The sequence below is a fragment of the Aeromonas sp. S9(2024) genome (genome assembly GCF_041403185.1).
GTDB classification, from domain to species: Bacteria; Pseudomonadota; Gammaproteobacteria; order Enterobacterales; family Aeromonadaceae; genus Aeromonas; species Aeromonas enteropelogenes.
Genome location: NZ_JBGLRE010000013.1, coordinates 1 through 23,390, shown reverse-complemented (window position 1 = coordinate 23,390; position 23,390 = coordinate 1). Strand labels below are relative to the sequence as shown.

The 23,390-nt window shown below is 58.5% G+C and carries 19 protein-coding genes; 8 read left to right on the top strand and 11 right to left on the bottom strand.

What is annotated here, in order from left to right:
- Positions 1–86: 86 nt before the first annotated feature.
- The 6 genes from dhaM to ACB028_RS17900 all read right to left on the bottom strand — a co-directional run bounded on the left by dhaM (position 87) and on the right by ACB028_RS17900 (position 5,979).
- A complete protein-coding gene (gene dhaM / locus ACB028_RS17925; protein ID WP_354688864.1) occupies positions 87–803 on the bottom strand; it encodes a dihydroxyacetone kinase phosphoryl donor subunit DhaM in 717 nt (238 codons plus the stop codon).
- A gap of 2 nt (positions 804–805) precedes the next feature.
- Positions 806–1,435, bottom strand: coding sequence for a dihydroxyacetone kinase subunit DhaL (dhaL, locus tag ACB028_RS17920; RefSeq protein ID WP_042029074.1), 630 nt, complete (start codon positions 1,433–1,435; stop codon positions 806–808).
- 9 nt (positions 1,436–1,444) lie between these two features.
- On the bottom strand, positions 1,445–2,515 hold the full coding sequence (gene dhaK / locus ACB028_RS17915; RefSeq protein WP_216993160.1) for a dihydroxyacetone kinase subunit DhaK: 1,071 nt from the start codon (positions 2,513–2,515) through the stop codon (positions 1,445–1,447).
- A gap of 230 nt (positions 2,516–2,745) precedes the next feature.
- On the bottom strand, positions 2,746–4,104 hold the full coding sequence (locus ACB028_RS17910; RefSeq protein WP_026458174.1) for an NCS2 family permease: 1,359 nt from the start codon (positions 4,102–4,104) through the stop codon (positions 2,746–2,748).
- 301 nt (positions 4,105–4,405) lie between these two features.
- Positions 4,406–4,618 carry an RNA chaperone/antiterminator CspA gene (gene cspA, locus ACB028_RS17905; RefSeq protein WP_026458175.1) on the bottom strand — a complete coding sequence of 71 codons (213 nt, stop codon included), beginning with the start codon at positions 4,616–4,618 and terminating at the stop codon, positions 4,406–4,408.
- Between the two features lie 458 nt (positions 4,619–5,076).
- Entirely contained in the window at positions 5,077–5,979 is a 903-nt protein-coding gene (locus tag ACB028_RS17900; RefSeq protein ID WP_371144865.1) for a cation diffusion facilitator family transporter, read from the bottom strand.
- A gap of 424 nt (positions 5,980–6,403) precedes the next feature.
- Here ACB028_RS17900 and ACB028_RS17895 point away from each other — a divergent pair, with 424 nt between their 5' ends.
- Positions 6,404–6,526 (top strand): hypothetical protein, encoded by a 123-nt coding sequence (locus tag ACB028_RS17895; protein ID WP_005306071.1) that lies wholly within the window; start codon positions 6,404–6,406, stop codon positions 6,524–6,526.
- A gap of 74 nt (positions 6,527–6,600) precedes the next feature.
- Here the strand turns inward: ACB028_RS17895 and ACB028_RS17890 are convergent, their stop codons facing one another.
- Both ACB028_RS17890 and ACB028_RS17885 read right to left on the bottom strand, forming a co-directional pair.
- Complete coding sequence (locus tag ACB028_RS17890; protein WP_042029081.1) at positions 6,601–7,344, bottom strand: ABC transporter substrate-binding protein; 744 nt, start codon at positions 7,342–7,344, stop codon at positions 6,601–6,603.
- 124 nt (positions 7,345–7,468) lie between these two features.
- Positions 7,469–8,035, bottom strand: coding sequence for a single-stranded DNA-binding protein (locus tag ACB028_RS17885; RefSeq protein WP_026456622.1), 567 nt, complete (start codon positions 8,033–8,035; stop codon positions 7,469–7,471).
- Positions 8,036–8,416: 381 nt separating this feature from the next.
- Between ACB028_RS17885 and uvrA the strand changes: the two genes are divergently transcribed.
- The 5 genes from uvrA (at position 8,417) to ACB028_RS17860 (ending at position 17,703) form a co-directional block, all read left to right on the top strand.
- Entirely contained in the window at positions 8,417–11,242 is a 2,826-nt protein-coding gene (uvrA, locus tag ACB028_RS17880; protein ID WP_371144864.1) for an excinuclease ABC subunit UvrA, read from the top strand.
- A 117-nt stretch (positions 11,243–11,359) separates the two neighbouring features.
- A complete protein-coding gene (locus ACB028_RS17875) occupies positions 11,360–13,066 on the top strand; it encodes a diguanylate cyclase (RefSeq protein WP_225633465.1) in 1,707 nt (568 codons plus the stop codon).
- A 434-nt stretch (positions 13,067–13,500) separates the two neighbouring features.
- Positions 13,501–14,115 carry an outer membrane protein OmpW gene (gene ompW, locus ACB028_RS17870; protein ID WP_216993154.1) on the top strand — a complete coding sequence of 205 codons (615 nt, stop codon included), beginning with the start codon at positions 13,501–13,503 and terminating at the stop codon, positions 14,113–14,115.
- 220 nt (positions 14,116–14,335) lie between these two features.
- On the top strand, positions 14,336–16,315 hold the full coding sequence (locus ACB028_RS17865) for a methyl-accepting chemotaxis protein (protein ID WP_371144863.1): 1,980 nt from the start codon (positions 14,336–14,338) through the stop codon (positions 16,313–16,315).
- A gap of 8 nt (positions 16,316–16,323) precedes the next feature.
- Positions 16,324–17,703, top strand: coding sequence for an ABC transporter substrate-binding protein (locus ACB028_RS17860; RefSeq protein WP_371144862.1), 1,380 nt, complete (start codon positions 16,324–16,326; stop codon positions 17,701–17,703).
- Positions 17,704–17,779: 76 nt separating this feature from the next.
- On the opposite strand, the gene ACB028_RS17855 is transcribed toward ACB028_RS17860, so the two are convergent.
- Positions 17,780–18,577, bottom strand: coding sequence for a GNAT family N-acetyltransferase (locus ACB028_RS17855; protein ID WP_371144861.1), 798 nt, complete (start codon positions 18,575–18,577; stop codon positions 17,780–17,782).
- Positions 18,578–18,901: 324 nt separating this feature from the next.
- On the opposite strand from ACB028_RS17855, the gene metF reads away from it, so the two are divergent.
- On the top strand, positions 18,902–19,798 hold the full coding sequence (metF, locus tag ACB028_RS17850; RefSeq protein WP_371144860.1) for a methylenetetrahydrofolate reductase: 897 nt from the start codon (positions 18,902–18,904) through the stop codon (positions 19,796–19,798).
- A gap of 162 nt (positions 19,799–19,960) precedes the next feature.
- Here the strand turns inward: metF and ACB028_RS17845 are convergent, their stop codons facing one another.
- Complete coding sequence (locus ACB028_RS17845) at positions 19,961–21,127, bottom strand: benzoate/H(+) symporter BenE family transporter (protein ID WP_061476706.1); 1,167 nt, start codon at positions 21,125–21,127, stop codon at positions 19,961–19,963.
- Between the two features lie 108 nt (positions 21,128–21,235).
- Between ACB028_RS17845 and ACB028_RS17840 the strand changes: the two genes are divergently transcribed.
- Complete coding sequence (locus ACB028_RS17840) at positions 21,236–21,805, top strand: helix-turn-helix domain-containing protein (RefSeq protein ID WP_371144859.1); 570 nt, start codon at positions 21,236–21,238, stop codon at positions 21,803–21,805.
- Between the two features lie 16 nt (positions 21,806–21,821).
- Here the strand turns inward: ACB028_RS17840 and ACB028_RS17835 are convergent, their stop codons facing one another.
- The gene (locus tag ACB028_RS17835) at positions 21,822–23,018 is read right to left on the bottom strand and encodes an NnrS family protein (protein ID WP_371144858.1); all 1,197 of its coding nucleotides are present in this window, start codon (positions 23,016–23,018) and stop codon (positions 21,822–21,824) included.
- Between the last annotated feature and the right edge of the window lie 372 nt (positions 23,019–23,390).

Below are 23,390 nucleotides of genomic sequence, written 5' to 3'. Positions count from 1 at the left end.
CCGGAGCACCTCGTCTTGAAAAGGCGCCAAATGTGCGGCGAATCGGGCCGATACGGCGCCTGAAACAGCAGACCGGTGAGCGGCGGTCAGTCGCCGAAACGCTCATCGGCAAGCTGCCGGAAGCAGGCCAGTGCGGCCTCGGCATCCTCTCCGCGGGCCAGCAGGGTCAGGCGATCCCCCTGGCGTACGTCGAGCATGGCGAGCCGGGTCAGGCTGCGGGGATTGGCTTCTTTCTCTCCCTTTTGCAGTTTCAACTCGGCGGTGAAGGGCTTGAGGCTGGCCACCAGACGGGCTGCAGGGCGCACGTGCAGACCGTGGGCATTCTCTACCACCACTTCGCAGTGCAGCCAGCCCTGCTCGGCGGCCGGGGTTGGGTCGGCAGTATCTTGGGGCGCGCTGGTCGGCAGCATGGCCTGTTTCGGGCCCAGGGCCCCCAGCGCCTCGGTGGCCACCTCGTCCAGGCTGAGGCCGGAGCCGGCTGCCACCACGGCGGCCAGGGTGCCCTCGACCAGCGGGGCAGGGCAGAGTCGCACCCGGGCGCCCAGCTCGGGAGGCAGCAGCTCAAGGGCGGTCTCGGCGCTCAAGAGAGCGCTGCCAAGATCCATCAGCACCAGCACGCCGCTGCCGTCATCTGCTTCTTCGATCGCACTCATCACGGCGATGGCATCGGTGCCGATGGGGTGGTCGGGGTCATTGACCCCGGCCGCCAGCCGCAACCGGGCCGGGCTACCCAGCTGACCGGCCAGTTCCTGCAGACCGGCCGCCAGGGTGGCGCTGTGAGAGACAACTACGATTCCTATCATGTTTACAACCTCGCTCTGTCACGCAGGGCGGTCAACAGCAACAGGGTCGAGGTGGCCCCGGCATCCTGATGGCCTATGCTGCGCTCGCCGAGATAACTGGCGCGCCCCTTGCGGGCCTGCATCTGGATGGTGGCCTCGGTGCCGGCGGTAGCGGCTGCCACCGCCTTGTCCAGTGCCTCGGGCAGCGGCAGATCCTGCTGCTCGGCCTGCTGCAGTGCAGCCAGGGCGGGCCACCAGGCGTCGCACATGGTCTTGTCGCCCGGCTCGGCGCGACCGCGGGAGACGATCCCCTCCACCCCGTCGCTCAACATCTTGCAAAGCTGGTTCAGGTTCAGGCTCTGGCAGGCATCGCTGCTGGCCGCGGCACGGATGAAGAAGGTGCCGTAGAGGGGGCCGCTGGCGCCCCCCACGGAGGAGAGCAGGGTCATGCCGGTGGTTTTCAGCACCTGGCCGATGTCCTTGTCCGCCACTGCTGGCAGCTTTTCGGCCACCTTGACAAAGCCGCGCTGCATGTTGAGGCCGTGATCCCCGTCGCCGATGTCGGTATCAAGCGCGGTGAGATAGTCACGCTGATCGGTGAAGATGTGCTCGCAGTCGAGCAGCCAGTTGACGATTTGATGCTTGCTTAACATGGACATTCCTTAGCAGCCGCGACGCAGGGCGGGGGTGTTAACGGGGGCATCCCACAGGGTCATCAGCTCGTCATCCACCTTGAGCAGGGTGATGGAGATGCCGGTCATGTCGAGAGAGGTGCAGTAGGGACCGATCAGGTTGCGCACCAGATGAATGCCCGCTTCTTCACACAGGGTGGCGAGCCGGCCATAGACGCCGTAGAGCTCGGAGATGGGGGTTCCCCCCAGGCTGTTGACCAGCGCGATGACCCGGTCGCCCTTGTTGAGCGGCTCGATGAAGGTGTGCTCCTCCTGCCAGCTGCCACTGGCGCGATCCCAGTGACGCAGGGTACGGCCATAGGGGCGGTTGTCGGTCAGCTCCTTGAACATGTCATCCACCAGGGCGTTGAGGTCGGTGAAGGGGCGGCGCTCGATGCCCGGCTCGCCATGGATGCCGACCCCGAATTCCACCTCGTTGTCGGCCAGGGTGAAGGAGGGCTTGCCGGCGGCCGGCACTGTGCAGGCGTGCATGGCCACCCCAATGGTGCGGCTCTGATTGTTGACGCGGCGGGCCAGGGCCTCGCAGCGCGCCAGGTCATAGCCCGCCTCGGCGGCGGCACCTACCAGTTTTTCACACAGCACTGTGGTGGCGACGCCGCGACGGCCCGCGGTGTAGAGACTGTCTTTGACCGCTACGTCGTCATCGATGAGGGCGAAGCCCACCTTGACCCCGTCACCGTGCAGCAGTTCGACTGCGGTCTCGAAGTTGAGCACATCGCCGGTGTAGTTCTTCACCAGAAACAGCACGCCGGCACCACCGTCGACCGCCTGACCACACTCGTACATCTGATCCGGGGTGGGAGAGGTAAAGATCTCGCCGGGACAGGCACCATCCAGCATGCCCTTGCCCACCAGACCGCCGTGCATCGGCTCGTGGCCGCTGCCACCGCCGGAGACCAGCGCCACCTTGCCTTGTACGGGGGCATCGGCGCGGGTGATGTAGTGGGGTTCGATACGGACCTTGAGCTCGGGATGGGCGGCAGCCATCCCCATCAGTTGTTCACGGACCACGGCATCGACGGCATTGATCAGTTTCTTCATGGCTCACTCCTTGGCTTGCCACCGCATGGTGGGCAAATGGTTGGTAGAGCCAGTCTAGCGAGAGAAAGCGGGAGAAAAATGACGGCCGTTCCGGTTCGGATCTGAAACAGCCTGAGGGCACTTGTCGTTTCAAACTGAAACGCAGACGGGGGGAATGGAGGGGAAATGTTAGCCGGGTCACAACCACGAAAAAGGGCCCCAGCAGGAGCCCTTTCCGATAACCGAAGGTATTAGATGGCCCAGCCACCGGCGTAGAAGATCACCAGCGCCACGGCGATGATGACGGTGCCGATGTTGAGTTTTTTCCACTCGGCGGCAAACAGGCGGCCGATCACCAGCGCCACGAAGCCCAGCATGATGCCGGTGACTATGTTGCAGGTCAGCACGATAAAGACGGCGCACAGCATGCCGGAGAGAGCATCGACCGAATCGCTGAAGTCCAGCTTGGTGACGTTGCCCAGCATCAGCAGACCCACGTACATCAGGGCCGGTGCGGTGGCGTAAGCCGGCACCAGATAGCTCAGCGGAGAGAGGAAGATCATCAGCAGGAACAGCACGCCAACCAGGGTGGCGGTCAGGCCGGTCTTGCCACCTGCGGCGGTGCCTGCGGCCGATTCGATGTAGACGGCGGCCGGTGCACCACCGACGGCGCCGGCCACCATGCTGCTGACGGAGTCGGCGGTCAGGGCCTTGCCGCCACTGATGATGTGGCCGCGCTCGTTGATAAGGCCGGCCTGGCCAGCTACGGCACGGATGGTGCCGGTGGCGTCAAACACGGCTGTCATCACCAGCGCCAGCACGGTGGGGATGACCACCGGGTTGAGGGCGCCCAGCAGATCCATGCTGCCTACCAGAGAGCCTTTCTCGCCGGTCAGGCTCGGCATGGCGAAGAAGCCCTGCCAGGTCACTTTCGGGTCGAATATGAGGCCGAGGATAGAGATGGCGATGATCACCATCAGGATGCCGCCCGGCACCTTGCGGCGCTCCAGGCCGAAGATGGCGGCCAGACCCAGCACCGTCATGATGACGGGGAAGGCGGTCACTTCACCGAGCTGGACCGGCAGGCCGGCCCCTTCGTTCTTGATCACCATGCCGACGCCGTTGGTGGCGATCAGCAGCAGGAACAGGCCGATACCGATACCGGTGCCATGGGCGATGCCGGAGGGGAGGTTATCCAGGATCCATTGGCGTACGCCAGTGACGCTGATCAGAGTGAACAGCACCCCCATCAAGAAGATGGCGCCGAGGGCGACCGGGATGCTCAGCCCTTGCCCCAGTACCAGGCTGAAGGCAGTAAAGGCGGTGAGGGAGATGGCGCAACCGATGGCCATGGGCAGCTTGGCCCACAGACCCATCAGCAGGGAGCCGAAGGCGGCGATCAAGCAGGTAGCCACGAAGACGGGACCCTGCTCGAAGCCGGCGGCACCCAGCATGTTCGGCACCACTATGATGCTGTAGACCATGGCCAGGAAGGTGGTCAGCCCCGCGACCAGCTCCTGACGCACGCTACTGCCGCGCGCAGAAATGGAAAAATAAGAGTCCAGAAAGCCGCCGTTCCCTGATTGGGCGGCCATATCTTGCTTTGCCATAACTAATCCTGAAAGTGTGAAGGAAATCGTTTGCGTTGGTGGCGCGCAAAATAGCAAGAAATCGCGGCAAAAGCAGCGGATAACCTGAAATTTTCGTCAAGATCTCCACATAAGGAGCCATTCGGGATTCTTTTCGAGCTAAAGCGACTCGAGCAGGAGAGGCATGTGTGATGCTGGTTGTCTGGTGAGAGGTTAAAGGAGTGACATATGGATAACAAAAAACCCGCCAAGGCGGGTTTTTTCAATGCTTGCAGTGTACTCAGCCAATGGCATGAGTCATCGCCAGACGGTTTGACCTGAATTACAGGGCAACGACGTTGGCAGCTGCCGGGCCTTTCTGGCCTTGTTCGATGGTGAACTCTACGCGCTGACCTTCTTCCAGGGTTTTGAAACCGTTGGACTGGATGGCGGAGAAGTGAACGAACACGTCCTTGCTGCCGTCAACCGGGGAGATGAAACCAAAACCTTTCTCGGCGTTGAAGAACTTAACAGTACCAGTCACTTTGTTAGACATAATAATTTCTCTTTAAATAGTGTTTGAAATGCCATTACGGCAGTCGGTGATTATTCGTCAGCAATACGTATGGGGAGCACTAAAGAAGGAGAATTATTTGACAGGAATTATAAAGATAATGCCTATTGTAATCACTGCTTTACTAAAATGTCTGCCTAACATAAACAGGTCTGAACTGCCGAACCATCGTGAAGGATTAGAACACTCTCCCATTTCTAAAGCAAACTTTATCTTGAAATCGCACATATGTAACAGCAAGTTTTCCTTGGTGGCGTCACAAAGATGATATTTTTCAATCGCATAGAGACAATGGGTAATGTTCTTGCATTTTCGAGAAATGCCATCGCATCTCATTTTTCCTGTCAAAGGGAGTGGCGGATCATTTGCGCAGAAATGAAGTCGAAGGGCGAACAGGCAGGAGCAGGCAGCGAGAAACCCAGCTCCGCCTGACGGGGTCATCAGCAGGGGCTAGCCGCGAGAGCCCCGCTCTGTTCATCAGGTTCGACGTGGATCAACACGATGGCGTGCGGCAGCTGCTGCATGATGGCCTCCTCTATCCGGTCACAGATGGTGTGTGCTTCGCCGATGCTCATGGCGGGCGGCAGGGTGAGATGAAAATCGATATGGCGACGACGACCCGCTCGGCGGCTGCGCAGATCGTGAAAATCGGCACCCGGTGGGCAGCAGTCGGTGATGATGCGGCTGGTCATCGCCAGTTCCTCGGGACTCATGCTGCGATCGATCAGGGGGTGAAAGGCTTCCATCAGCATGGCGATGGCTTCCTTGACGATAAACAGCGCGACACCGATGGCCACCAGGGGATCCAGGATGGCAAGAGAGTAGCCAAACAGGCTGGCCAGCCAGATACCGCCAAGCCCGGCAGCCACGCCGGCCGAGGTGAGCACGTCGGCCTTGAGATGAAGGGCATCGGCAGCTAGGGCGACGGACTCCTCTTCTCTGGCCACCTTGTAGAGGTACGCCGAGACGACACTGTTGACCAGAGCCGAGATCACCATCACCAGCACACCCCAGCCGATGCTCTCTATGGGGGAGGGGTTGAGCAGCTTGCCGATGGCTTCAACCATGATCCAGCCTGCGGCCAGCAGGATCAGCAGCGCTTCAATGACGCCGGAGACATTTTCAATCTTGTCGTGACCATAGGGGTGGTGCTCGTCGGGGGGCAGATCCGATTTCTTCACCGCAAACAGGGCGATCAGGGCGGCGACCAGATCCATGGCCGAGTGAATGGCTTCCGAGATGATGCTGACCGACCCGCTGATGAGACCGGCCACCAGCTTCATGATGATCAGGCTGATATTGGAACAGACGGAGACCAGGGCTGCGCGAGATTTTCGGGACATGATTCGGGTTCCTGACTCAATAACGGCATTTGCAAAGTGGTGCATTATATATTTCAGCCACCAAATAACCCGTGCCACTTTGTAATATTATGTTTCCGGTGATAGTGAGAATGCTTATTAAAATATTGTTCTTTGCAGTCACATATATTTCATCTGGCAAATGCATATAAATTATTTGGCGGTGTCATATCAAAATGACGATCGTTAATCGCGTTTTTTTATTGCCAGAACAGATCGATCGGAAAATTGTCGCAGCGGCAAGTTTGCGCGGAAACCGGGCTGGATCCCGGGGCATGGCGGGGGTATGCTGGCTCTGGTGATGGCCTTGCGCCATCGCACCAAGCGTACTGATGTTGATGATTCGGATGACATGCTGGCGCCCTCACGGGACCAACTGTCTGGGTAACATTTTTGGAGTTTGATGATGAGTAACAAAGAACATCACAACGGCAAAGATGCCAAGAAAAAACCGCAGATGTCACTGAAGGAAAAACGCGAAGCCAAGCGGCAAAAAGCCGAGCTGAAAAATGGCAGCGCAATGAAGTAACGCTCCTCTTGCTGTTGTTCCTCCGGAGCCAGTACAAAGCCAGCCTGTGATGGGCTGGCTTTTATGTTTGTGCGTCAGGGCGTGGCGCCGTATGTCTCGAATACTTTCAGATAGCGACCATCCTGCTTCATGGCTGCGAGCTGGCGGTCAAACAATTCCCGTGTGTCGGGTGAGCGAAACGCAAAGTGATAGATGGTGGGAGGGAACAGATCCGCCTGATTGATCTGGGCTCGTTGATAGCGTTCGCCGGAATGGGGATGGGTGATCAGCTGGTCCAGATAGTAGTAGAACACCCGCTCTTCCAGCACGATGGCATCGACTCTGCCACGCAGCAGCTGGTGTACCTGGCCTTGCTGCTTGGCAACCTCTTCATAGCGGGGATTCTGGCTGACCATGGTGGCAAAGTCTTCTCCCAGGATGACTTTTGCGCGCTGAAAAGAGGTGACTCTCAGGTGTCGCAGCTCATCCAGGGTGGTGACGGGGTGGTCGTACAGGGTAAAAACCCGGTTATGAAAGGTGATGACAGGCTGGGTCAGGAAGCGGCTATCCATCATGCCGGGTTTGACGTTGATGATGGCATCCAGTTTGCCGGACTTGAACATGCGAAAGGTGCGCTCCAGCGGCAGAAATTCGAACTGAAGCTGGTATCGGGTGCCGGTAAAGGCTTGCGTCAGCAGATCCAGTTCTATGCCTCGCTTTTCCCCTTCGATGACATAGGGAGGAATGGCAAAACTGACTCCGACCCTGAGAGGTTTTGCCAGCAGGCATCCGGGGGCAAGGGCGATCAGCAACAGCAGGACATGGATAATCAGCTTCATCGCACCTCGTACGAACGATCCTGTCGATACATCAATCTGGTTGGAGTGCCTTAAACTGGCAAAATTCTGCTTACTGGCAGCTCAAAAAAAGCCCTGGCTAGGCAGGGCTTTGCATTGCTTCATTTTAGAACGGAATATCGTCGTCGAAATCCATCGGCGGCTCGTTATAGACCGGCGGAGCTGACTGGGGCTGCTGAGCCGGACGGCCGTAACCACCCTGCTGCTGCATGTTCTGCTGCGGAGCGGGACGCTGCTGGTTCATCGGCTGCTGCATGGCCTGCTGCGGCTGGCCCCAGCCACCCTGGTTCTGGCCACCCATACCCTGACCGGCACCTTGCGGACGGCCACCCAGCATCTGCATCACGCCGCTGAAGCTGTCGACCAGCACTTCGGTGGTGTAGCGTTCCTGGCCGCTCTGATCCTGCCATTTGCGGGTTTGCAGCTTGCCTTCCACATAGACCTGGGAACCCTTTTTCAGGTATTCACCGGCGACTTCGGCCAGCTTGCCCATGAAGACGACACGGTGCCATTCGGTGCGCTCTTTCTGCTCGCCGGTTTGCTTGTCGCGCCAGGTTTCAGAGGTGGCCAGGGTAATGTTGGTCACAGCACCGCCACTCGGCATGTAGCGTACTTCCGGGTCTTGCCCGAGGTTACCGATCAGAATGACTTTATTGATGCCTCGACTGGCCATAATCTCTCTTCCACCTTTATATTCCGGCCAGGCAGCAAGCCTGGGCCAACCAAATGAGTTCCGCGATTTTTATCTGTGCCATGCTGTTATCGCATTGAACAACATGGTTTTCTATAACCCTTGTAGCAGTCAGGCTGATGATCGCTGATTACCTGGCACAGGTTTAGCGCACAATAGTAACAGCTGATGCGCCCCTGCGCATCCTCCAGCGAGCGTACTCGCAGGTCAGGCGGCGGGTGAATGGTCTCTGTTGACAACCCGCTCCGGCGTGGCCGCTTATCGTCAAAAAGGATAACCGCGATAGATAATGCCTGTCTATTCATCCAGTAGTCTCTGTGCCATACTGGCTCGCTCTGGTCTGTGTATCGAGCGTGCAACAAGATGGAAAAGATCGTGGTCCGGGGTGCCCGCACCCACAACCTCAAGAACATCAACCTGACCCTGCCCCGCGACAAGCTGATCGTGGTCACCGGCCTCTCCGGCTCGGGCAAATCTTCCCTGGCATTCGATACCCTCTATGCAGAGGGGCAGCGCCGCTATGTGGAGTCGCTCTCCGCCTATGCCCGCCAGTTCCTCTCCCTGATGGAGAAGCCGGACGTGGACCACATCGAGGGGCTCTCCCCGGCCATCTCCATCGAACAGAAGTCCACTTCCCACAACCCGCGCTCCACGGTCGGCACCATCACCGAAATTTACGACTACCTGCGTCTGCTGTTTGCCCGGGTCGGCGAGCCGCGCTGCCCGACCCACGGCATCCCGCTTACCGCCCAGACCATCAGCCAGATGGTGGACCAGGTGCTGGCCCAGCCGGAGGGGAGCAAACTGATGCTGCTGGCCCCCGTGGTGCGCAACCGCAAGGGGGAGCACGTCAAGCTGCTGGAGAACCTGGCGGCCCAGGGTTATATCCGTGCCCGCATCGACGGGGAGGTGTGCGATCTCTCCGATCCCCCGACCTTGGAGCTGCAAAAGAAGCACACCATCGAGGTTGTGGTGGACCGCTTCAAGGTGCGTGACGATCTGCAGCAACGCCTCGCCGAGTCGTTCGAGACGGCGCTGACTCTCTCCGGCGGCATCGTCCTGGTGGCGCCCATGGACGGAGAGGAGGGGGAGACCCTGACTTTCTCGGCCAACTTCGCCTGCCCCGAGTGTGGCCACTCGGTCTCGGAGCTGGAGCCGCGGATCTTCTCCTTCAATAACCCGGCCGGCGCTTGCCCCACCTGCGACGGTCTCGGGGTGCAGCAGTACTTCGATCCGGACAAGGTGATCCACGACCCGGGCCAGAGCCTGGCCGGTGGCGCCATCCGCGGTTGGGACAAGCGCAGCTTCTACTACTTCCAGATGCTCAAATCCCTGGCCGAGCATTACGACTTCGATCTGGAGGCGCCCTGGGAGGATCTGCCGCCCAAGGTGCAGGAGGTGATCCTGCGCGGCTCCGGGCGCGGCGATGTGGAATTCCGCTACATGAACGACCGCGGCGATGTTGTGGTGCGCAAGCACCCGTTCGAGGGGATCCTGCACAACATGGAGCGGCGCTACCGGGAGACCGAGTCCAACGCGGTGCGTGAAGAGCTCTCCAAATACATCGCCAACAAGCCCTGCGCCAGCTGCGGCGGTAGCCGGCTGCGGGAAGAGGCGCGCCACGTCTTCATCGAGAACCGCAACCTGCCGGCCATTGCCGAGGACTCCATCGGCGATGCCCTCACCTTCTTCGCCGGCCTGACCCTGACCGGCCAGCGCGCCCAGATCGCCGAGAAGATTTTGAAAGAGATCGTCGAGCGGCTCGGCTTCCTGGTGAACGTCGGCCTCAACTATTTGAGCCTGTCGCGCAGCGCCGAGACCCTCTCCGGTGGCGAGGCCCAGCGGATCCGGCTGGCCAGCCAGATCGGTGCCGGCCTGGTGGGGGTCATGTATGTGCTGGATGAACCTTCTATCGGCCTGCACCAGCGCGACAACGAACGGTTGCTCAAGACGCTCACTCACCTGCGGGATCTCGGCAACACGGTGATCGTTGTGGAGCACGACGAGGACGCCATTCGCCTCGCCGACCACGTGCTCGACATCGGCCCGGGGGCCGGGGTGCACGGCGGCGCCATCGTCGCCCAGGGCACACCGGCGGAGATCATCGCCAACCCCGAGTCCCTCACCGGTGACTACCTCTCCGGTCGCAAGCAGATCGCCATCCCGGCCGAGCGCACGCCGCTCACCGGCAAGTGGTTGAAATTGAAAGGGGCGAGCGGCAACAACCTGCGTAACGTCAACCTGGATCTGCCAATCGGGGTGATGACCTGCGTTACCGGGGTCTCCGGCTCCGGCAAGTCGACCCTGATCAACGACACCCTGTTTCGCATCGCCCACCGTGAACTGAACAAGGCGACCGAGTCGACCCCGGCTCCCTATCGCAGCATCGAGGGGCTGGAGCACCTGGACAAGGTGGTGGACATCGACCAGAGCCCCATCGGCCGTACCCCGCGCTCCAACCCGGCCACCTACACCGGCCTGTTCACCCCGATCCGCGAGCTGCTCTCCGGCACCCAGGAGGCGCGCTCGCGCGGCTATCAGCCGGGCCGCTTCTCCTTCAACGTGAAAGGGGGCCGTTGCGAGGCGTGCCAGGGGGATGGCGTCATCAAGGTGGAGATGCACTTCCTGCCGGACGTCTACGTGCCGTGCGACGTCTGCAAGGGCAAGCGCTACAACCGCGAGACCCTGGAGGTGAAGTACAAGGGCAAGAACATCCACGAGATCCTCGAGATGACGGTGGAAGATGCCCGCGCCTTCTTCGATCCGGTGCCTGCGGTGGCGCGCAAGCTGCAAACCCTGATGGACGTGGGCCTCTCCTACATCCGCCTCGGCCAGTCGGCCACCACGCTGTCGGGGGGCGAGGCGCAGCGGGTCAAGCTGGCGCGCGAGCTCTCCAAGCGCGACACCGGCCAGACCCTCTACATCTTGGACGAGCCGACCACTGGGCTGCACTTCCATGACATTCAGCAGTTGCTCAAGGTGCTGCACCAGCTGCGGGATCGCGGCAACACCATCGTCATCATCGAGCACAACCTGGACGTCATCAAAACTGCCGACTGGATCGTCGATCTGGGGCCCGAAGGGGGCTCGGGGGGCGGCCGCATCCTGGTCACCGGCACGCCGGAGGCGATCTGCGCCAACAAGGAATCCCACACGGCACGTTTTTTAGGGCCGATGCTGGCGAAATAAACTGCGTAATGAGAGAGGGGCCATCGGCTCCTCTCTGCTATCAAATCCACTAGATTGAAAGAGGCATTTCAATGCCGACAGGCTACTGAACTGCCATTGGCAACTACATGGTGACGTATGACCAGATCTCCCCGCTCCCTCGATCATCTGCTGGCATATTCCATGATCCCCATCTGGGTCGGGGCCATCTTGATGTTGCTGGTGTTGATCGCGCTGACGCAGGTACCGGCTGCCACCCGTATCGAAGAGCAGCGGGTGAAAGAGCATCTGGTGCGAGTGCTCAAGGCGATTCAACTCGATATCAGAGCGGTGGATGCCTTTACCCGGGATTGGGGGATCTGGGATGACAGTTACTACTTCATCACTCATCACAACCGTGACTATATCGAGGCCAATCTGCTCAGCGACATGCCGATGCGGGATTTCGGTCTCAACCTGATCAGCTACATGGACCTTCAGGGGAATGAGATCTGGACCCACACCCAGTTGCCGGAAAATAACGACTCCGGTACCACGGCGACCGAGTTGCCCAATTTCCTCGATGATCTGAAACGTCAGCTGCGTCAGGACTCCCTGGCGCAAGGCACGGTCAATCTGCACGGGATCCGGAATTCCCTGTGGGGGCCCCTCATCTTCTCCTGGCAGCCTATCCGCCTCAGCGATGGCAGCGGTACGCCCAACGGTTTTCTGCTGGCATTGCGCTGGCTGGATCGTCCCTACATCGAGCAGATTTCCGAACGTACCGCACTGCCGATCATGATTGCCCCCGCTCGCCAGGGTGAGGGGGAGACGGGTTTTCAGCCACTGCAGGCGCAGATGACCTATCGCCTCATCGATCTCGGCCTGCAACGGGTTCGTGGTGAGGGGCGTCTGCTCAACAATGCTGGCCAGCCGGTGGTGACCCTGGTGCTGGAAGAGGAGCGGAAGGTGCTGCAAGCTACCCTGGAGGGGGCCTTGCTGACGTTTGCCGGCATGCTGGTCGTGAGTGCGCTGTGCATGCTGCTCGCCATGCACAGGTTGAAGAGCATAGTGCTGACTCCCCTGCATCAGTTGATGACGGCGTTGCAGAGTTTTGGCGACAAGCCGGATGTGGCGCTGATCCCCCATATCGACAGCAGTACCGAGTTGGCGACTCTCAGCAGCAAGATGCGTGAAATGGCTGGCAAGGTGAGTCAGCAACACGATGAGTTGTTGGCCAGATCCAACCTTATGGAGATGGCGGCCTTTACGGATCCCCTGACTCGCTGTTTCAACCGCCGTTACCTTGAGGGGTGGTTACAGGATCACAGGGCTGAACCCTGTACGCTGTTGCTGCTGGATCTCGATCACTTCAAGCGGATCAACGACAAATTTGGTCACGACGTCGGGGATATGGTGCTGCAACAGTTGGCAGAGCTGCTCAGAAAACTGGTGACAACCGATGTCGGGCCGATCGTCCGGCTGGGGGGAGAAGAGTTTCTGCTGTTGTTGCAAGTCGAAGACGAATGCGAGATTGCGCTGTGGGTGGAACGACTCAGGCTGCGCGTTGCCAGTCATCGTTTCGGCAGGGAAGAGACACCGCTCTGGCTGACGGTTTCCTTGGGATATTGCCGTTATCCGTTACACCCTTCGATGGTCGACAGCTTCTGGAGCCATAGCTTCAAGTTGGCGGATATGGCTCTCTATCGTGCCAAGCAGGAAGGGCGCAACCAGTGGCAGGGTTACACGGGAACCTTGCCACCAGATGCGATCGCGCTGACTCCCGAGCAGATTGTCGATGGTGATCATCTGCAGCTGAACAGGCTGGAGTTCCGGGATCAGCCCTGTCGCACCAGTACCAGATAAGCCATGGCGACGATAAAACCGATCAGGATAAAGAGAAAGGATCCTATCCCCCACACGGCGGCGAGAAATGCCCCCACCTTTTGCCATCTCGACTCATTCTTCATAAATAAATAATTACTTTCCAGTAACTTGCGTGCCACAAAAATACGCTCGTCAGGCCTTGCACACAACTGTTAATTGTTTATTCCGCAAAATGGATAAGATGCCTCAATTCGGCATATTTAGTCGCAATCAGACGGGCGAAATAAAGTCGTGTGAGTGATGGCTGGTGTGTCGCAAATAGTGTGACGGCAACGAAAATTTGCCAATAAAGATGCCATGCCAATCAATCTATTTCTGCTTAACATTTGTCCCAAATCAATAACCCTGCACTTACAAGCTTTTATAGTCAGCACGCTTACAGCATCGAATGACAACAAAAAAAGGACTTAGTGATGAAAAAGATTCTTCCTCTGATGATTGCAGCAGCCCTGACCTCTCCCTTCGCCATGGCACACCAGGCTGGCGATATTCTGGTGCGTGGTGGTGTCGCGGTAGTTTCTCCTCAAGAGAGCAGCGATGACGTATTGGGCAAAGGTGAATTTGACATCAAGAATGACACGCAGCTGGGACTGACTCTGAGCTATATGATCACTGACAACTGGGGCGTCGAGTTGCTGGCTGCTACTCCTTTCTCCCACAAGGTCAGCACTCCTGGCCTGGGTGAGATAGCCAAGGTTAAACATCTCCCTCCGACACTGATGGGCCAATATTACTTTGGCGATGCCCAGAGCAAAGTTCGTCCATACATCGGGGTTGGTGTGAACTACACCACCTTCTTTGATGAGAAAGGAGTAGGGGCTCTTGATGGCGCCAATATCAACCTTGACGATTCCTGGGGCCTGGCTGGTCAAGTCGGCATTGATATGGCGATTACCGACCGCTGGTTTGTAAACGGTTCGGCTTGGATCATGGATATTGATACTGATGTCAATGTTGAAGGTGTCGGCACCTTCAAGACCAATATCGATCCCATGGTCTTTATGGTCGGCGTCGGCTACCGCTTCTAATAACCGGATTCTGATGGCGTAATGCCGCAGATATATAGCTAAGCACGTCTCCTTTCAGCCCGGCTCGGTCCGGGCTTTTTTATGTCTGCCATTAATTACAAAATGATTAATTAGCCTCGGCAGATCAATAAAATAGCTCCTCTCCTCCCTCTATAATGCGCCGTTTCTGCCGATAGTGACTATGTTCACTTTACCTTTCCCCACGAGCGAGGATGTCTCCATGGGTTTATCTATTGTGCAGCGGATCATCGCCGGATTTGTGTTGATGCTGCTGTTGCTGATCCTGCTTGGTGTGATCAGCACCTTTAAAATCAAGGGTATCAATGACGGCCTCTCCGCCGTCTCCGATCGGGCGACCCCCCTGGTGGTGGCGGTGGCCAATCTCAAGGGGGCATTGCAAGAGAGCAATCGCTGGGTGCTGGTTTACCGCACCAGTGAAGATGCTGCTCAACTGCCGCAGTTCGCCAACCAGTTCAAGGAGCAGCAAGCCCGCTTCACCCAGCTGAGCCAGGAGATGGGCAAGTTTACCGAAGTGGCGGAGGCGCGTGCCCGCTTCCGGCAGGTAGAGAGTGCGACCGGCCAGTTCTATAGCCTGGCGGAACAAGTGCTGGCCCAGCATGGCAAGTGGGTCGATGCCCTGGCGCAGCGGCACAAATTGCAGCTGGAGTTTATCCGGCTCGAGGACACCTATCAGTGGGCCGCCGATCTGCTGTTGCAGCAGAGTGCCAGCAAGCGCTCCATGCGCAACAAGGCCGAGCTCATCACCTCGGGGATCGCACGGGATCTGAAGAATATTCGCCGGGCCGATGCCAAGACGGATCTCAATGAGCTGGAAAAGGTGCTCAGCAAGGACATTGAGATGGCCCGCAAGCGCCTGGAACGCGTGCTGGTGCCGGATGATGTGAAGCAGCGTTTCGTGACCAATCTGGATCGGATGCAGGAGCTGGCACTGGGCCCGCAAGGCTTGCTGGCCACCATGCGTCAGGCACAACAACTGGAGCTGGCGCTGGTCAGCCTGAACCAGCAGCTGGATGCCAGCCTGGCCAGCAGCCTGAGCCTGCTTGACGAAATGGGTCAGTCGGCCGGTTCCATTGCCAGCGAGAGTCGCGTCAATGCCGATGCCGCCGTCAGCAGCGCCAGTGTCTGGATCCTGATCGTGGCCACCGTCTCGGCGGCTGCGGCGCTGCTCATCGGTTACACCACGGCACGCAGTATTCAGCGTCCGTTGCAGATGATCAACCGGGAGCTGGAGTACATGGCGGCCGGGGACATGACCCGCCGTATCAATTACCGCAGCAGTTGCGAGTTTGGTAGCCTTTCTCGCTCCATCGACACGCTGGCGGGCAAGACCGGAGAGTTGCTTTCCCAGATCAATGCGGGTTCCCGTCATCTGGTGGAGGAGGCGAGCCGCGCCGCCGAAATCAGCGAACGGGCCATGTCCCGGGTACAGGATCAGAAGAGCCAGACCGATCAGGTGGCAGCTGCCATCACCGAGCTGGAGGTAAGTGCCACCGAGGTGGCCCGTTCCACCGATGGTACCAAACATGAGGTGGATCTGGCCGATGAGGAGGCCAGAAGCGGCCGCCAGAAAGTAGCGACCACCCGTCGCATCACAGAACAGCTGGCCAGCGCCATGGAGGAGGCGGTCGGTATCACCTACAAGCTGGGGGAATTCAGCAACAACATCGGCAGCATTCTCGACGTGATCCGCAGCATCGCCGAGCAGACCAACCTGCTGGCGTTGAACGCGGCCATTGAGGCGGCCCGGGCTGGCGATGCCGGTCGCGGTTTTGCCGTGGTGGCCGACGAGGTACGGGCACTGGCTAACCGGACCCAGACCTCGACCGAGGAGATCCAGAGCATGATCGAAAACTTGCAGAGCTCCAGCAAGCATGTGGTGGAAGTGATGGGGCGCAGCCAGGAGCAGACCCATAACTGCGTTGAGCAGACCCGCGAGATGGATGCGGCACTGCAATCCATCGCCGATCGGATGAGCGCCATCAAATCGATGGCGGATCAGGTAGCCAATGCCGCCCAGGAGCAGATCTCCGTCAGCCAGGGGGTGGCTCGCCATATCGCCGGCATTGCCGATGTGGCCTACGAGACGGAACGGGAGGCACGAGAGTCGGCCAGCAGCAGTGAAGTGCTGGCGGATCTGGTCGCCAAGCAGCAACAACTTATCGCACATTTCAAGGTCTAGGAGGGCTTATGGCTAACAAGTGGATTGGAGCCCTGAGTCTCCTGTTGTGTGGCCAGCTGATGGCCAGCGAGCTGGTGATCGAGAGCTGGCGTGCCGATGACAAGGCGTTGTGGGAGCAAAAGATCATCCCGGCGTTCGAAGCGACGCATCCGGGGATCAAGGTGACGTTTCATCCGGTGCAAAACGTCAACTATATGCCTACCTTGTTGGAGAACCTGAAGGCCGGCAAGGCGGGGGATCTCATCACCTGCCGCCCGTTTGATGACTCCCTCGCTCTGTTCAAGGCCGGTCATCTGGCCGAGCTGACCGAGATGGCGGGGATGGAAAACTTCCCGAGCTTCGCCCAGTCGCCCTGGCAGACCGACTCCGGTGCCCAGACGTTTTGCGTACCCATGGCGTCCGTTATTCACGGCTTTTTCTACAACAAGAAGATCTTCAGTGAATTGGGGCTGACCCTGCCGCAGACCCGTGATGAGTTCTTCGCCGCGCTCGACAAGGTGAAGGCCGATGGCCGTTATGTGCCGCTGGCCATGAGCGGCGGCGAGAGCTGGGTCTCCTCGGAACTGGGTTTCCAGAACATTGGTCCCAACTACTGGAAAGGGGAAGACGGGCGCCTGGCGCTGATCGGCGGAAACGAGCGGTTCGACAACCCGCATTATGTGAAGGTATTCGAGGAGCTGGCTCGCTGGCGCCCCTATCTGGGTGAAGGGGGTGAGAGTCGGGATTATGCTGCCACCAACGAGCTGTTCACCTCGGGCAAGGCCGCCTTCTATGTGGCCGGTTCCTGGGAGATAGCACCTTTCGCCGGCAAGGTCGATTTTGGCGTCATGCGCCCGCCGGTCGCCAAGCAGGGTTCTGGCTGTTTCTTCACCGATCACACCGACATCGGCATGGGGATGAACCCGGCGAGCAAAAACAAGGAGGCCGCCATGGCCTTCCTGCAGTGGCTGACTACGCCCCAGTTTGCCGAGCTCTACACCAACGCGCTGCCGGGCTTTTTCTCCCTCTCCAACCACTTCTTCGAGGTCACCAATCCGGCGGCCAGAGAGATGATGGAGTGGCGGGATCAGTGCGATTCCACCATACGGGTGGCCACCCAGATCCTCTCTCGCGGCGCACCCAAACTGGGAGATGAGCTGGCCGAGGTGAGTCAGGCGGTATTGCTGGGCAAGATGGAGCCCAAAGCGGCGGCCGAACGACTGGAACAAGGGCTCAAAGGTTGGTATGCCCCCCATCAGGGCAGCAAGTCCACAGGGCAGGAGTGCCAGTGTGATACCGGCGTGACTCAGACAAGTGCCGTTACTGCGACGCAAACGGCGCCGCAACCTGCCGCGCAGGATGCCGTCGAGCAGGCGCTTTCCAGCGAGTTGGAAACACCGCAACAGTAGAGCATGGCCAGTAGATTCTGATTGTGCAGAAAACGGGAGGCATCAGCCTCCCGTTTTTATTGGCGAGTCTGACGGTTCAGGTATCGGAGGGCCAGCGGCAGAGGCTGCCGATACGGGCCACGGGAGTGAATCCGAGCGAGCGATAAATCCGCTGGGCGTGGTAGTGCTCATCGGCCACTATGATCAGCCGTTCTACCCGCTTCAGCCCTTGTCGTGCCACATGGCTGAGCAACCGGCGGCATAGCCCTCTGTTGCGCCACGCCCTGTGGGTGCGCACCAGCTGGAAACGCCCCATGGTATCGGTAAAGAAGAGGCCACAGCTGGCGATCAACTGGCCCTCCTGCCAGATCCCCCACCAATCGCCGAGTCCATCGGCGATCATGGCTTGGTAAAGCCGTTGCCGTGAGTGCAGATAGGCGAGATAGCTGGCCTCGTTATGACTCATGTCTCGCTCATGGAGTTCGAAGTCGAGCCACGTCTGCCAGTCGCTTGCCCGGAATGCACGAAGTTCCTGACCCGGATGAGAAAGCATCACTGGTTGCCAGCTCTGCTCGTCGAGCGCCAGCACCACACACTCCAGATACTGATAACCCGTTGTTACAAATCCGGCTATCCGGCTGTTTTGTCCTTCCGCCAGCGGCCATTGGAAAGTGCGGTGACGGATCCTGGGATCCTGGCCGATCAGCTGATCGAAAGTGGCTTCGAGCCAGCCCTTGTCCCTGTCGCTGGGGGGAGTAGGGAGCAGCAGATAGTTGCCAAAGTAGTAGTCGGGAGCATCCGGAGTACGCACGGCCCAGAACTCGTCATGCCGAGTGACTTCGCCCTGATAGCGGTCGAACAGCAGATCCGTGGCAAAGCCGGGGTGGGTGTCCATGGTGATACTCCTGCAAAGATTCAATCTGTTATCGGCAAGAGTGGGGGGAAGAAAAGGGGCCGGAGAAATCTCCGGCCAAACAATCACACGCAGATTCAGAACGTCCAGGACGATCCGGCTTCATCATAACTCGACCTTGGTGATTTTGGGATGGGGTCAGGGGGTTACTTACCGTTAATTTTGTAAATATGGGACGGCCCGAGTGGAAGAGTGACAAATCAGAGTTGACTTTGGGACGCTTTGCTCATAAAAATAGAGACGTTTAGACGTCCAAACATCCGTTTTGACGTACACAGATGGATTGCAGGACAGGGAGAAGAGCAGATGGGATTTCACAGTGCACGTCAGGTTGAGGCGCTCAACCAGAGTCTGGCGGATTTGAATGGCGATATATCGGTCAGCTTCGAGTTTTTTCCGCCCAATAGCGAAGGAATGGAAAATACCTTGTGGCAATCCATCGAGCGCCTGAAAGTGCTGGAACCCAAGTTCGTCTCCGTGACCTATGGCGCCAACTCCGGCACTCGGGATCGCACCCATAAGGTGATCAAGGACATCAAGGAGCGGACCGGTCTGATCGCGGCGCCGCACCTGACCTGTATCGATGCCAGCCGTGATGAGTTGCGCTCTATCGCCCGTGATTACTGGAATAGCGGCATCCGCCACATAGTGGCGCTGCGTGGTGACCTGCCTCAGGGGGTCGACAAGCCGGACATGTATGCCACCGACCTGGTTGCCCTGCTCAAATCCGAGGCCGATTTCGATATCTCGGTAGCGGCTTATCCGGAAGGGCACCCGGAAGCGAGAAGTGCGCAGTCGGATCTGCTCAACCTCAAGCGCAAGATAGATGCGGGGGCCAACCGTGCCATCACCCAGTTTTTCTTCGACGTGGAGACCTACCTGCGTTTTCGCGATCGCTGTGCTGCCATCGGCATCGACGCCGAAATCGTGCCGGGGATCCTGCCGGTCTCCAACTACCAGACGTTGGCCAAGTTTGCCGGGTTTACCAACGTGAAGATCCCGCGCTGGATGCACCAGCGTTTCGAGGGGCTGGAGCATGACCAGATTACCCGTAACATGGTCGGGGCCAGCATCGCCATCGACCAGGTCAGGGTGTTGAGTCAGGAAGGGGTGAAAGATTTCCACTTCTATACCCTGAACCGCTCCGAACTGACCTATGCCATCTGCCATACCCTTGGGGTCAGGCCGAAAGGACAAGCCTGATACAACAGGTGCAAGATCAAAACAGCCAATGAGTTTCTCATTGGCTGTTTTTGTTATGGCGGCCGGCCACCATCCGGCAGGGGCTATGAAGATATGATCTGGACTCCTGAGATCAACCCGGCTGGTTGGGGTTACCAGGTGTGTCCGTGAGTTTTGCCTGGTTTACTGCTTTGCGCGCCCCCTCGGTCGTGACTGGATCAGGTGCAGGCCAAACCCGACGAGCAGTCCCCAACAGGCTGCGCCGACACCGAGCAGGCTGATGCCGGATGCCGTGATGATGAAGGTGAGCAGAGCCGCTTCTCGTGCCTCATCTTGTTGCAGCGCAGTGTGCAGGCTGCTGCCTATGGTGCCAAGCAGCGCCAAGCCAGCCACGCAGGTGATGAGTGTCGCAGGGAAGGCGGTAAACAGAGCCGCGACCGTGGCGCCGAAGCAACCGGTCAACAGATAGAAGCAGCCCGCCCACACCGCAGCCGGCCAGCGGCGGTTGGCATCCGGGTCCACCTCTTTTCCCATGCAAATCGCGGCCGTGATGGCTGCCAGGTTGAAAGCGTAACCCCCGAAGGGGGCGAGCAGCAGGCCGGTCAGGCCAGTCCAGCTGATAAGAGAAGAGGTCGCTGGTTGATAGCCATGAGCCCGCAAGATAGTTATCCCGGGCATGTTCTGGGAGGTCATGGTGACGATAAACAGCGGCAGAGCGATGCCAAGCAGGGCATCGAGGGAGAAAGTCGGCGAGATCCAGACCGGAGTGGCCAGTTGCCAGTGCACGCCGCCAAGTTGCAGCTCTCCTCGCAGAGCACAGATCGCTATCCCGCTCATCAGTACCAGTACCATGGTGTAACGGGGCCAAAGATGGCGGCCCAGCAAAAAGGCCAGCAACAATGAGCCAAGCAGCAAGGGATCCTGCGGAGCAACCTTGAACAGATCCAGACCGAATCTGAGCAATACCCCGGCCAACATGGCGGCGGCCAGTGGGGCTGGAATATGGCGCATCAGCCGATCGAACCAGCCACTGATGCCGCACAGGGTGATCAACAGAGAAGATATGATAAAGGCACCGATGGCCTCAGCCAGGCTAAAGTCGCCGAGACTGGTGATCAGCAGGGCTGCCCCCGGGGTAGACCAGGCTGTGAGCACGGGTATGCGGTAATAAAGAGAGAGACCGATACAGCTACTCCCCATGCCGATACCGAGCGTCCATAGCCAGGACGCGACCTGAGCCGCATCCGCCCCGGCTGCCGTTGCCGCCTGAATGATCAGGATGACGGAGCTGGTATAGCCGACCATCACGGCAATAAAGCCTGCCACTATATGGGGAAGCGCGAAGGGCATGGGTGACTCCTGTCGGTTTGTGCGTTATAGCGTACAATATGCCACCAACTATATCGCTGTGCGTTATAGTGCACAATCGAATTACGCAGGCTCGATAAAGGGGTAACCATGCAAGAGATAAATCAGCATCTGGCTCATCGCCTGAGAGGGTTGCGCAGTGAGCTGGGTTGGAGTCTGGATGTAGCGGCGCGGGAGACAGGGGTTAGCAAGGCCATGCTGGGGCAGATCGAGCGGGGAGAGTCCAGCCCCACGGTGGCGACCCTGTGGAAGATTGCCACCGGTTTTCGGGTTTCCTTCTCCAGTTTTATCGAACCTGCTCCAGTTACTCTGGGAGAGGCGCTTTATCGTACTGCCGATGCCATCCGTCAGCAGCCGGCGGGGGAGGGAATGCAGGTTGCTCCTCTCTTTCCTTATGAGAGCCGGTTTGGTTTCGAGTTGCTTGAATTGACTCTGTTACCTGGCTATCAGCGTGAATCCGACCCCCATGAGCCAGGGGTGACCGAGCATGTCATCGTCATCAGTGGCGTGATGGAGGTGCTGGTGGAAGGGGAGTGGCGCTCGCTGACCCAAGGGGAGGCGGTTCGGTTTGCAGCCGACTCCCCCCACGGTTATCGCAATCTGGGTGTGGCTCCCGCAATCTTTCATAACCTGATCCACTATCCGGTTAATCGGTCATGAACAATCTTCCGGGTGATTACCCCGGGCGGCCATCCGCTCTGGGGCTGGTCAGGATGGGGGCATACACCCAGACAAACAGGCCATAAGCTAGGCTCCAGGCCAGGCCGCTCAAGTTCCAGCCATGCAGGGTGTAAGCAGGCCAAAGCAGCGGAACGAGCACCCGCAACAGCGCTGCCGCAATGGTCAGGACAAAAGCACTGCGGATACGGCGTCCCACCTGCAAGGCGCGACCACTATGGCCGAGAGAAACCCGTGCGATCATGCCCAGGATCATGGTGCCCAGACAGCCTGCGCTAAGCAGGTGGCTGGCCAAGGAAAGGGTAATGGACATCCCGGCAGCTTGAGCCGCGAGCGCGAGCAAGCCCAGAGGAATAAACAGATAGGCGAGGTGCAACGACCAGAGCAGGGGATGACCTAGGGTTGTAGGCAACCGCCAGCGCAGCTGGCGCCACAGGTGCAAACTTGCCGCCACTATATATAGAGGCATCATATAAACGCTGGTCGTCCATTGGTTTGGAAAGAGTAGCCAGATCAACAAAAGCAACCATAAAGAGGCTAGCGCGCCACGTTCCAGCCATACCAGCGGAACCGCTTTATCCAAACCAGTGGCTCTGGCGGTAAAGAAGGGAATGACCCGTCCTCCCATCACGGCAATCAGGGTGGTAAACAACAATACCGTGGTGATCAACAAATGTTCTAGGGTGGCCCACTCGCCATGCAATACCCAGCTTGTTCCGTTGAGCAGCGTCAATACCAGCAGTAATGGAACAAAGAAGAGGTTGCGCCATTGTCGGGTGATTATGATGGGCTTGGCGAGGAACCAAGCGCAAAGTGGCAGCCAGGAAAGATCAGCCATCATCAAGAGGGTATTTTCTTCTCCAAGCCAGGGTAGTAGTAGCCGAGGCAACGCCCACAGACTCACAACCAGAGCCAGTGGCCAGCTTCGCACGCCTGGATGAGCCGTCCAGTTTTGTACCGCGGTCAGCAGAAATCCCGCGACGATGGCAGCACCAAACCCAAACAGCATCTCATGGGCATGCCACCAGACAGGATTGCCGATACCGGGCATCGACAGCCAGCCATTGAGCTGTCCTATCCATCCCAGCATGGCTAACGTAGAAAACAGGGCGCCCAACAGGAAGAAAGGCCGAAACCCCAAACGAAACAGGGGGAGTATCCGCTCTTCCTTGCGGCTATCCAGAATCTGATGCATGACGACAATCTCAAATAAATATTTCAAAAGTCAATTATAAAGTGACTTTTGAAATGTTCAATTTAAATCAGTGCTGATGATGCCTTGATGTAAAAACCATCGAAAAACGCATGGTTTGGTTGGTATTTGAGCGGTTGAGTCGATGTTGGCAATAATCTTCAAAAAACGCCTTGCCAAGCTGATTCGCGGCCCTATAATGCGCCTCCATCGACACGGCAAGCGGCAACGCAAACAAGCCGGTCGATAGCCTCGAAAAGCCTTTGAAAATAAGGCTTGACTCGAGAAGGCGGTTGAGTAGAATGCCACTCCCGCAGCAGCCAAAAGCTGCATCGCTCTTTAACAATTTGAATCAAGCAATCTGTGTGGGCACTC

Bases quoted from the DNA above. Each gene is read 5' to 3' on its own strand.
- uvrA (WP_371144864.1), top strand. From the start codon at position 8,417: ATGGAAAAGATCGTGGTCCGGGGTGCCCGCACCCACAACCTCAAGAAC.
- dhaK (WP_216993160.1), bottom strand. From the start codon at position 2,515: ATGAAGAAACTGATCAATGCCGTCGATGCCGTGGTCCGTGAACAACTG.
- ACB028_RS17890 (WP_042029081.1), bottom strand. From the start codon at position 7,344: ATGAAGCTGATTATCCATGTCCTGCTGTTGCTGATCGCCCTTGCCCCC.
- ACB028_RS17900 (WP_371144865.1), bottom strand. From the start codon at position 5,979: ATGTCCCGAAAATCTCGCGCAGCCCTGGTCTCCGTCTGTTCCAATATC.
- ACB028_RS17840 (WP_371144859.1), top strand. From the start codon at position 21,236: ATGCAAGAGATAAATCAGCATCTGGCTCATCGCCTGAGAGGGTTGCGC.
- ACB028_RS17875 (WP_225633465.1), top strand. From the start codon at position 11,360: ATGACCAGATCTCCCCGCTCCCTCGATCATCTGCTGGCATATTCCATG.
- ACB028_RS17855 (WP_371144861.1), bottom strand. From the start codon at position 18,577: ATGGACACCCACCCCGGCTTTGCCACGGATCTGCTGTTCGACCGCTAT.
- ACB028_RS17865 (WP_371144863.1), top strand. From the start codon at position 14,336: ATGGGTTTATCTATTGTGCAGCGGATCATCGCCGGATTTGTGTTGATG.
- ACB028_RS17835 (WP_371144858.1), bottom strand. From the start codon at position 23,018: ATGCATCAGATTCTGGATAGCCGCAAGGAAGAGCGGATACTCCCCCTG.
- ACB028_RS17860 (WP_371144862.1), top strand. From the start codon at position 16,324: ATGGCTAACAAGTGGATTGGAGCCCTGAGTCTCCTGTTGTGTGGCCAG.
- ACB028_RS17845 (WP_061476706.1), bottom strand. From the start codon at position 21,127: ATGCCCTTCGCGCTTCCCCATATAGTGGCAGGCTTTATTGCCGTGATG.
- ACB028_RS17885 (WP_026456622.1), bottom strand. From the start codon at position 8,035: ATGGCCAGTCGAGGCATCAATAAAGTCATTCTGATCGGTAACCTCGGG.
- ACB028_RS17910 (WP_026458174.1), bottom strand. From the start codon at position 4,104: ATGGCAAAGCAAGATATGGCCGCCCAATCAGGGAACGGCGGCTTTCTG.
- cspA (WP_026458175.1), bottom strand. From the start codon at position 4,618: ATGTCTAACAAAGTGACTGGTACTGTTAAGTTCTTCAACGCCGAGAAA.
- dhaM (WP_354688864.1), bottom strand. From the start codon at position 803: ATGATAGGAATCGTAGTTGTCTCTCACAGCGCCACCCTGGCGGCCGGT.
- ompW (WP_216993154.1), top strand. From the start codon at position 13,501: ATGAAAAAGATTCTTCCTCTGATGATTGCAGCAGCCCTGACCTCTCCC.
- ACB028_RS17895 (WP_005306071.1), top strand. From the start codon at position 6,404: ATGAGTAACAAAGAACATCACAACGGCAAAGATGCCAAGAAAAAACCG.
- dhaL (WP_042029074.1), bottom strand. From the start codon at position 1,435: ATGTTAAGCAAGCATCAAATCGTCAACTGGCTGCTCGACTGCGAGCAC.
- metF (WP_371144860.1), top strand. From the start codon at position 18,902: ATGGGATTTCACAGTGCACGTCAGGTTGAGGCGCTCAACCAGAGTCTG.